General features: G+C 43.7%; 8 protein-coding genes. All 8 read left to right on the plus strand.

Annotated features, from left to right (window positions below; genetic code table 11):
* Positions 1–264 precede the first annotated feature (264 nt).
* On the plus strand, positions 265–678 hold the full coding sequence (gene rpsL, locus HT724_RS04325; protein WP_001142332.1) for a 30S ribosomal protein S12: 414 nt from the start codon (positions 265–267) through the stop codon (positions 676–678).
* 19 nt (positions 679–697) lie between these two features.
* On the plus strand, positions 698–1,168 hold the full coding sequence (gene rpsG / locus HT724_RS04330; RefSeq protein ID WP_000087873.1) for a 30S ribosomal protein S7: 471 nt from the start codon (positions 698–700) through the stop codon (positions 1,166–1,168).
* 248 nt (positions 1,169–1,416) lie between these two features.
* A complete protein-coding gene (fusA, locus tag HT724_RS04335) occupies positions 1,417–3,498 on the plus strand; it encodes an elongation factor G (RefSeq protein ID WP_000090345.1) in 2,082 nt (693 codons plus the stop codon).
* A 103-nt stretch (positions 3,499–3,601) separates the two neighbouring features.
* Positions 3,602–7,993, plus strand: coding sequence for a PolC-type DNA polymerase III (locus HT724_RS04340; protein ID WP_173275158.1), 4,392 nt, complete (start codon positions 3,602–3,604; stop codon positions 7,991–7,993).
* A gap of 37 nt (positions 7,994–8,030) precedes the next feature.
* Complete coding sequence (locus HT724_RS04345; protein WP_173275161.1) at positions 8,031–8,708, plus strand: hypothetical protein; 678 nt, start codon at positions 8,031–8,033, stop codon at positions 8,706–8,708.
* Positions 8,698–8,874 (plus strand): hypothetical protein, encoded by a 177-nt coding sequence (locus HT724_RS04350; protein ID WP_173275156.1) that lies wholly within the window; start codon positions 8,698–8,700, stop codon positions 8,872–8,874. Before HT724_RS04345 ends, HT724_RS04350 begins: the two co-directional genes overlap by 11 nt.
* Before the next feature lie 21 nt (positions 8,875–8,895).
* Positions 8,896–10,137 carry an aminopeptidase gene (locus HT724_RS04355; RefSeq protein ID WP_173275164.1) on the plus strand — a complete coding sequence of 414 codons (1,242 nt, stop codon included), beginning with the start codon at positions 8,896–8,898 and terminating at the stop codon, positions 10,135–10,137.
* 9 nt (positions 10,138–10,146) lie between these two features.
* Positions 10,147–10,377: a GlsB/YeaQ/YmgE family stress response membrane protein gene (locus HT724_RS04360; RefSeq protein WP_000901572.1), complete on the plus strand. Its 231-nt coding sequence runs from the start codon at positions 10,147–10,149 to the stop codon at positions 10,375–10,377.
* Positions 10,378–10,406: the final 29 nt, after the last annotated feature.

Raw genomic sequence — 10,406 nt, forward strand, 5'->3', positions numbered from 1 at the left:
AAAATCCGTTTTAGACTAAGTTCCACTTTGGTTAGGCAAGTGGAAGTTACTTTGAGAAGTTAGCCAGTGAAAAGATTACCAATAAAAAAGAAAAATATCTTGACAAGCAAGGGAAAATTTTGTTACAATAACAGACGGTACTTTTTACTTTTGGTCTCTCAAGAGTGTACAGGGACGTGCTGACAAATGTTGCAAAAGTACACACAGATGATAGCTGTCACCAAGTGTATCATCACCAAAAATAAAAAACACAGGAGAATGTAGATGCCTACAATTAACCAATTGGTTCGCAAACCGCGTAAATCAAAAGTAGAAAAATCTAAATCACCAGCTTTGAACGTTGGTTACAACAGTCATAAAAAAGTTCAAACAAACGTTTCTTCACCACAAAAACGTGGTGTTGCAACTCGTGTTGGAACAATGACACCTAAAAAACCTAACTCAGCCCTTCGTAAATTCGCTCGTGTACGTTTGAGCAACCTTATCGAAGTTACTGCCTACATCCCAGGTATCGGACACAACTTGCAAGAGCACAGCGTGGTGCTTCTTCGCGGTGGACGTGTAAAAGACCTTCCAGGGGTACGTTACCATATCGTCCGTGGTGCACTTGATACTGCAGGTGTTAACGATCGTAAACAAGGCCGTTCTAAATACGGTACTAAACGTCCAAAAGCATAAGGAAAGGGGATAAAGAGAAATGAGTCGTAAAAATAGAGCTCCAAAACGTGACGTATTGCCAGATCCGCTTTACAATTCACAACTAGTTACTCGTCTTATCAACCGCGTTATGCTTGACGGTAAACGTGGTACAGCTGCTTCAATCGTTTACGGTGCTTTTGAGCAAATCAAAGAAGCTACTGGCAACGATGCACTTGAAGTATTTGAGACAGCTATGGAAAACATCATGCCTGTACTTGAAGTACGTGCACGTCGTGTTGGTGGTTCTAACTACCAAGTCCCAGTTGAAGTTCGTCCAGAACGTCGTACAACACTTGGACTTCGTTGGTTGGTAACAATCGCTCGTCTTCGTGGTGAACACACAATGCAAGACCGTCTTGCAAAAGAAATCTTGGATGCTGCTAACAACACTGGTGCAGCTGTTAAGAAACGTGAAGACACTCACCGTATGGCTGAAGCTAACCGTGCATTCGCACACTTCCGTTGGTAAGATTAAGATACTAAAGGCGTTAAAAAAGCGACTGAAAATTAGGAAGCTTGACGAAGAATCGAAGATTCTAAGAGAGCTTATCTATTTTCTGAGCTTTTAGCCCGAGTTCAATTCAACTTGTAAATCTACAAGTTGAAACCAACAATAGCATGAAAACATTGAGAACGGGTAGGTCCTGCCTATCCGTTTTTATTAAAATCGTGTTATAATAGAATAGAAATCAAAAATAAATAGGAGAAACAAACCTCATGGCACGCGAATTTTCACTTGAAAAAACTCGTAATATCGGTATCATGGCTCACGTCGATGCCGGTAAAACAACAACTACTGAGCGTATTCTTTACTACACTGGTAAAATCCACAAAATCGGTGAAACTCACGAAGGTGCGTCGCAAATGGACTGGATGGAGCAAGAGCAAGAGCGTGGTATCACTATCACATCTGCTGCGACAACAGCTCAATGGAACAACCACCGCGTAAATATCATCGACACACCAGGACACGTGGACTTCACAATCGAAGTACAACGTTCTCTTCGTGTATTGGATGGTGCGGTTACCGTTCTTGACTCACAATCAGGTGTTGAGCCTCAAACTGAAACAGTTTGGCGTCAAGCAACTGAGTATGGAGTTCCACGTATCGTATTTGCCAACAAAATGGACAAAATCGGTGCTGACTTCCTTTACTCTGTAAGCACACTTCACGATCGTCTTCAAGCAAATGCACACCCAATCCAATTGCCAATCGGTTCTGAAGATGACTTCCGTGGTATCATCGACTTGATCAAGATGAAAGCTGAAATCTATACTAATGACCTTGGTACAGATATCCTTGAAGAAGACATCCCAGCTGAATACCTTGACCAAGCTCAAGAATACCGTGAAAAATTGATCGAAGCAGTTGCTGAAACTGACGAAGAATTGATGATGAAATACCTCGAAGGTGAAGAAATCACTAACGAAGAATTGAAAGCTGGTATCCGTAAAGCGACTATCAACGTTGAATTCTTCCCAGTATTGTGTGGTTCTGCCTTCAAGAACAAAGGTGTTCAATTGATGCTTGATGCGGTTATCGACTACCTTCCAAGCCCACTTGACATCCCAGCAATCAAAGGTATTAACCCAGATACAGATGCTGAAGAAACTCGTCCAGCATCTGATGAAGAGCCATTTGCAGCTCTTGCCTTCAAGATCATGACTGACCCATTCGTAGGTCGTTTGACATTCTTCCGTGTTTACTCAGGTGTTCTTCAATCAGGTTCATACGTATTGAACACTTCTAAAGGTAAACGTGAACGTATCGGACGTATCCTTCAAATGCACGCTAACAGCCGTCAAGAAATCGACACTGTTTATTCAGGTGATATCGCTGCTGCCGTTGGTTTGAAAGATACTACAACTGGTGACTCATTGACAGATGAAAAAGCTAAAATCATCCTTGAGTCAATCAACGTTCCAGAACCAGTTATCCAATTGATGGTTGAGCCAAAATCTAAAGCTGACCAAGACAAGATGGGTATCGCCCTTCAAAAATTGGCTGAAGAAGATCCAACATTCCGCGTTGAAACAAATGTTGAAACTGGTGAAACAGTTATCTCTGGTATGGGTGAGCTTCACCTTGACGTCCTTGTTGACCGTATGCGTCGTGAGTTCAAAGTTGAAGCGAATGTAGGTGCTCCTCAAGTATCTTACCGTGAAACATTCCGCGCTTCTACTCAAGCACGTGGATTCTTCAAACGTCAGTCTGGTGGTAAAGGTCAATTCGGTGATGTATGGATTGAATTTACTCCAAACGAAGAAGGTAAAGGATTCGAATTCGAAAACGCAATCGTCGGTGGTGTGGTTCCTCGTGAATTTATCCCAGCGGTTGAAAAAGGTTTGGTAGAATCTATGGCTAACGGAGTTCTTGCAGGTTACCCAATGGTTGACGTTAAAGCTAAGCTTTACGATGGTTCATACCACGATGTCGACTCATCTGAAACTGCCTTCAAGATCGCGGCTTCACTTGCTCTTAAAGAAGCTGCTAAATCAGCACAACCAGCTATCCTTGAGCCAATGATGCTTGTAACAATCACTGTTCCAGAAGAAAACCTTGGTGATGTTATGGGTCACGTAACTGCTCGTCGTGGACGTGTAGATGGTATGGAAGCACACGGTAACAGCCAAATCGTTCGTGCTTACGTTCCACTTGCTGAAATGTTCGGTTACGCAACAGTTCTTCGTTCTGCATCTCAAGGACGTGGTACATTCATGATGGTATTTGACCACTACGAAGATGTACCTAAGTCAGTACAAGAAGAAATCATTAAGAAAAACAAAGGTGAAGACTAATCAGTCCTCACTCTAGAAGGAAGTCACTTAGTGGCTTCCTTTTGTCTTTAGAAAACACCTCTAAGTATGGTAAAATAGTAGGAGAATAATGTGAGGAAAATGAATGTCAAATAGTTTTGAAATTTTGATGAATCAACTGGGGATGCCTGCTGAAATGAGACAGGCTCCTGCTTTAGCACAGGCCGATATTGAGCGAGTTGTGGTTCATAAAATTAGTAAGGTATGGGAGTTTCATTTCGTATTTTCTAATATTTTACCGATTGAAATCTTTTTAGAATTAAAAAAAGGTTTGAGGGAAGAATTTTCTAAGACAGGCAATAAAGCTGTTTTTGAAATCAAGGCTCGCTCTCAAGAATTTTCAAACCAGCTTTTGCAGGCCTACTATAGGGAGGCTTTTTCTGAGGGGCCATGTGCTAGTCAAGGTTTTAGGTCCCTTTATCAGAATTTGCGAGTTCGTGCGGAGGGCAATCAACTCTTTATTGAGGGCTCAGAGGCGATTGATAAGGAACATTTTAAGAAAAATCACCTTCCTAATTTAGCCAAACAACTTGAAAAATTTGGCTTTCCAACTTTTAACTGTCAAGTAGAGAAGAATGATGTGTTGACCCAAGAGCAGGAAGAGGCCTTTCACACTGAAAATGAGCAGATTGTTCAAGCTGCCAATGAGGAAGCGCTTCGTGCTATGGAACAACTGGAACAGATGGCACCACCTCCAGCTGAAGAGAAACCAGCCTTTGATTTTCAAGCCAAAAAAGCTGCAGCTAAACCCAAGCTGGATAAGGCGGAGATTACTCCTATGATCGAAGTGACGACGGAGGAAAACCGTCTGGTCTTTGAAGGGGTTGTTTTTGATGTAGAGCAAAAAGTGACTAGAACAGGTCGTGTTTTGATTAACTTTAAAATGACAGACTACACTTCCAGTTTTTCGATGCAAAAGTGGGTTAAGAACGAGGAAGAGGCTCAGAAATTTGATCTAATTAAGAAAAATTCTTGGCTCCGAGTTCGTGGGAATGTGGAGATGAATAACTTCACACGCGATTTGACCATGAACGTGCAGGATGTGCAGGAAGTTGTTCACTATGAGCGCAAGGATTTGATGCCAGAAGGTGAGCGTCGGGTTGAGTTTCACGCTCATACTAACATGTCGACTATGGATGCTCTACCAGAGGTTGAAGAAATCGTTGCGACAGCTGCTAAGTGGGGACACAAGGCGGTTGCCATCACGGACCATGGCAATGTTCAGTCCTTCCCACACGGCTATAAGGCTGCCAAGAAAGCGGGAATTCAGCTGATCTATGGGATGGAAGCCAATATCGTGGAGGACCGTGTCCCTATCGTCTATAACGAAGTGGAGATGGACTTGTCAGAAGCGACCTACGTGGTTTTTGACGTGGAAACGACGGGTTTATCAGCCATCTATAATGACTTGATTCAGGTTGCGGCCTCTAAGATGTACAAGGGGAATGTCATTGCTGAATTTGATGAATTTATCAATCCTGGGCATCCCTTGTCAGCCTTTACCACGGAGTTGACTGGAATTACAGATGATCATGTCAAAAATGCCAAGCCACTGGAACAAGTTTTGCAAGAATTCCAAGAATTTTGCCATGATACTGTCCTAGTTGCCCACAATGCGACCTTTGACGTTGGCTTTATGAATGCCAACTATGAGCGTCATGGTCTGCCTAAGATTACTCAACCAGTTATTGATACGCTGGAGTTTGCTAGAAACCTCTATCCTGAGTATAAACGTCATGGTTTGGGACCTTTGACCAAGCGTTTTGGTGTGGCCTTAGAACACCACCACATGGCCAACTACGATGCGGAAGCTACTGGTCGTCTGCTCTTTATCTTTATCAAAGAGGTAGCAGAAAAACATGGTGTGACCGATCTAGCTAGACTCAACATTGATTTGATTAGTCCAGATTCTTATAAAAAAGCTCGGATTAAACATGCGACCATCTATGTCAAGAATCAGGTAGGTCTAAAAAATATCTTTAAGCTGGTTTCCTTGTCTAACACTAAGTACTTTGAAGGAGTTCCACGGATTCCGAGAACGGTTTTAGATGCCCATCGGGAGGGCTTGATTTTAGGGTCAGCCTGTTCAGAAGGTGAAGTTTTTGATGCGGTTGTTTCCCAAGGTGTGGATGCGGCGGTTGAGGTGGCCAAGTATTATGACTTTATCGAGGTCATGCCACCAGCTATCTATGCCCCCTTGATTGCCAAGGAGCAGGTCAAGGATATGGAGGAACTCCAGACCATTATCAAAAGTTTGATAGAAGTGGGAGACCGTCTTGGTAAGCCTGTTCTGGCTACGGGAAATGTCCACTATATCGAACCGGAAGAAGAAATTTATCGTGAAATTATTGTTCGTAGTTTGGGTCAGGGAGCGATAATTAACCGTACCATTGGTCACGGTGAGCATGCCCAACCAGCTCCTCTTCCAAAGGCTCATTTTAGAACGACTAATGAGATGTTGGATGAATTTGCCTTCTTGGGAGAGGAATTAGCTCGCAAATTGGTTATTGAAAACACCAATGCCTTGGCAGAAATCTTTGAACCTGTTGAGGTTGTTAAGGGTGACTTGTACACGCCTTTCATCGACAAGGCGGAAGAAACGGTCGCTGAGTTAACCTATAAGAAAGCTTTTGAGATTTATGGAAATCCGCTACCAGATATCGTTGATTTGCGGATTGAAAAAGAACTAACCTCTATTCTGGGGAATGGATTTGCTGTGATTTATCTAGCTTCCCAGATGCTGGTGCAACGTTCCAATGAACGGGGCTACTTGGTTGGTTCTCGTGGGTCTGTTGGGTCCAGTTTCGTTGCGACCATGATTGGGATTACAGAGGTCAATCCTCTCTCTCCTCACTATGTCTGTGGTCAGTGTCAGTACAGTGAGTTTATCACAGATGGTTCTTATGGTTCAGGTTTTGATATGCCCAATAAGGACTGTCCAAACTGTGGTCACAAACTCAGCAAAAATGGGCAGGATATTCCGTTTGAGACCTTCCTTGGTTTTGATGGGGACAAGGTTCCCGATATTGACTTGAACTTCTCGGGAGAAGACCAGCCTAGCGCCCACTTGGATGTACGCGATATTTTTGGTGAGGAATATGCCTTCCGTGCAGGAACGGTTGGTACGGTGGCTGCCAAGACTGCCTATGGTTTTGTCAAGGGTTACGAGCGGGACTATGGCAAGTTTTATCGTGATGCAGAGGTAGAACGCCTCGCTCAAGGTGCTGCTGGTGTCAAGCGGACAACAGGACAACACCCGGGGGGAATCGTTGTTATTCCGAACTACATGGATGTCTATGATTTCACGCCTGTTCAGTATCCAGCGGATGACGTGACGGCTGAATGGCAGACGACTCACTTTAACTTCCACGATATTGATGAGAACGTCCTTAAACTTGATGTACTGGGACATGATGATCCGACCATGATTCGAAAACTCCAGGACTTGTCTGGGATCGATCCTAATGAAATCCCTATGGATGATGAAGGCGTGATGGCCCTCTTTTCAGGGACAGATGTGCTAGGGGTAACTCCTGAACAAATCGGAACACCGACGGGTATGCTGGGAATTCCAGAGTTTGGAACCAACTTTGTACGTGGGATGGTAGATGAGACGCATCCGACGACTTTTGCAGAGCTGCTTCAGCTCTCAGGTCTGTCCCATGGTACCGATGTGTGGTTGGGAAATGCTCAGGATCTGATTAAGCAAGGAATTGCGGACCTATCAACCGTTATCGGTTGTCGGGACGACATCATGGTTTACCTCATGCATGCCGGTCTCGAACCTAAGATGGCCTTTACCATTATGGAACGGGTACGTAAGGGCTTGTGGCTCAAGATTTCCGAAGAGGAGCGAAATGGCTACATTGAAGCCATGAAGGCCAATAAGGTGCCAGAGTGGTATATCGAGTCCTGTGGGAAAATTAAGTACATGTTCCCTAAAGCCCATGCGGCAGCCTACGTTATGATGGCCTTGCGTGTAGCTTACTTCAAGGTTCACCATCCCATTTATTACTACTGTGCTTACTTCTCCATTCGTGCTAAGGCTTTTGATATCAAGACCATGGGTGCGGGCTTGGATGCCATCAAACGCAGAATGGAAGAAATCTCTGAAAAACGGAAGAACAATGAGGCCTCTAATGTGGAGATTGACCTCTATACAACTCTTGAGATTGTCAATGAAATGTGGGAACGTGGTTTCAAGTTTGGCAAACTCGATCTCTATCGTAGTCAGGCGACAGAGTTCCTTATCGATGGGGATACCCTCATTCCGCCATTTGTAGCAATGGATGGTCTGGGAGAGAACGTTGCTAAGCAGTTGGTGCGATCGCGTGAAGAGGGAGAATTCCTCTCTAAAACAGAATTGCGCAAGCGTGGTGGGCTCTCATCAACCTTGGTTGAAAAGATGGATGAAATGGGGATTCTGGGCAATATGCCAGAGGATAACCAGTTGAGTTTGTTTGATGAGTTGTTTTAAAAGTTTGAAATGTCTTGTGTAGGTTTGAGGTTGTATCATGATGGAAAAGAAAAAAAGAGCAACACCCTGGAAATCAGGGAAAGTTATTTCTATATGTTTACGAAATGGCGTTTATATCTTAGCACAAATGGTGCGTGATCCCTATCTGGTATTTTTCAACCATTTTAATGAGGAAAATAACTGGAAGGGAGTGACCTTGAAAGAGGAAGATATCCTCTTTTGTAAGGCTGTTACTCGCCAGTTTCTACGCTATAGTCCTGTAGCGATTGTCAAAGAAGTTACCCCCCTGTTAGATTATGAACTGCCTAAAGAATGGATTTATAGCCATATTGGAGGACATCCTATTACTGTTTCGGTAAAGGGAAGGGAGCGCCAACTTGCTGGTTTTAGTAGACGTTGTTCTTTGGTTCTGGCGGATAAGGACAGTGGACAACCAGAAGATAATCCACTTATGGGACTTTTCCAAGCTTATATCATACCAGATATCAAAGAACAGGATTGGGATCGGGTAGGTCAGGCTGAATTTATGTCTATTGAAGTATTTCCAACACTCAACGAACGTCTCTATCTTTGCTTTCTTTATGGGAAAAATATAAATCCAGAACAAGATATCTCTTTAGGAAAGCCTCTACCTGATGACTATGAAACCTATATAGATATCCTCACAAATAGTCCAGAGGCACGACGCCTCTACCTAGGAGAGCATGAAGAATAAGAAAGGACATTTCATGAAACTAAGAATATTTGCGGAAGATAAGCCGGCTAAGAAGGTGTTTGAATATCAATTAGAACTTGCTGATCGTACAATTCTTCTATCGACAGCACTCTTGTCAGGTGCTATTGCTTTAGCGGGAATCTTTTCTGCTTTGAAAGAAAAATAAAAATAGAAAAGAGAAAACAGGATGGTTTTACCAAATTTTAAAGAAAATCTAGAAAAATATGCGAAATTGTTGGTTGCGAACGGAATTAACGTGCAACCTGGTCACACTTTGGCTCTCTCTATTGATGTGGAGCAACGTGAATTGGCACATCTAATCGTGAAAGAAGCTTATGTCTTGGGTGCGCATGAGGTCATCGTTCAGTGGACAGATGATGTCATTAACCGTGAGAAATTCCTCCATGCCCCGATGGAGCGTTTGGACAATGTGCCAGAATACAAGATTGCTGAGATGAACTATCTCTTGGAGAACAAGGCTAGCCGTCTTGGAGTTCGTTCATCTGATCCAGGTGCCTTGAACGGAGTGGACGCTGATAAGCTTTCAGCTTCTGCTAAAGCTATGGGACTTGCCATGAAGCCAATGCGAATCGCAACGCAATCCAACAAGGTTAGCTGGACTGTAGCAGCTGCTGCTGGACTTGAGTGGGCTAAGAAAGTCTTTCCAAATGCTGCGAGCGACGAAGAAGCAGTCGATCTCCTTTGGGACCAAATCTTCAAAACTTGTCGTGTCTACGAAGCAGATCCTGTTAAGGCTTGGGAAGAGCATGCAGCTATCCTCAAGAGCAAGGCAGATATGCTCAATGAAGAGCAATTTTCAGCCCTTCACTACACAGCGCCAGGAACAGATTTAACACTTGGTTTGCCGAAAAACCATGTTTGGGAATCAGCTGGTGCTATCAATGCACAGGGCGAAGTATTCTTGCCAAATATGCCGACAGAGGAAGTCTTCACAGCGCCTGACTTCCGTCGTGCAGATGGTTATGTCACTTCTACAAAACCGCTTAGCTATAACGGAAATATCATCGAAGGTATTAAGGTAACCTTTAAGGATGGACAAATCGTTGACATCACTGCTGAGAAGGGTGATCAGGTCATGAAAGACCTTGTCTTTGAAAATGTGGGTGCGCGTGCCTTGGGTGAATGTGCCTTGGTACCAGATCCAAGCCCAATTTCTCAGTCAAGCATTACCTTCTTTAACACCCTTTTCGATGAAAATGCGTCAAATCACTTGGCTATCGGTGCAGCCTATGCGACTAGCGTAGTTGGTGGAGCGGAGATGAGCGAAGAGGAGCTTGAAGCCGCGGGGCTTAATCGTTCAGATGTTCACGTAGACTTTATGATTGGTTCTAACCAAATGGATATCGATGGTATCCGTGAGGATGGGACACGTGTACCACTCTTCCGTAATGGAGATTGGGCAAATTAAGGAGATAATATGTTAGGAAGTATGTTTGTTGGTCTCCTAGTGGGATTTTTAGCAGGTACTCTGACCAATCGTGGAGAGCGAATGGGATGTTTTGGGAAAATGTTTCTCGGATGGATTGGTGCCTTTATAGGCCATTTGCTTTTTGGGACTTGGGGACCGATAATAGCAGGAACTGCCATTATTCCGGCAGTACTAGGTTCCATGATTGTCTTAGCGATTTTCTGGAGACGAGGAAGTTAATTTCTTAAATCTGATACTCAATGAAAATC

Source organism: Streptococcus sp. k-402, from assembly GCF_013277515.1.
Lineage (GTDB): Bacteria > Bacillota > Bacilli > Lactobacillales > Streptococcaceae > Streptococcus.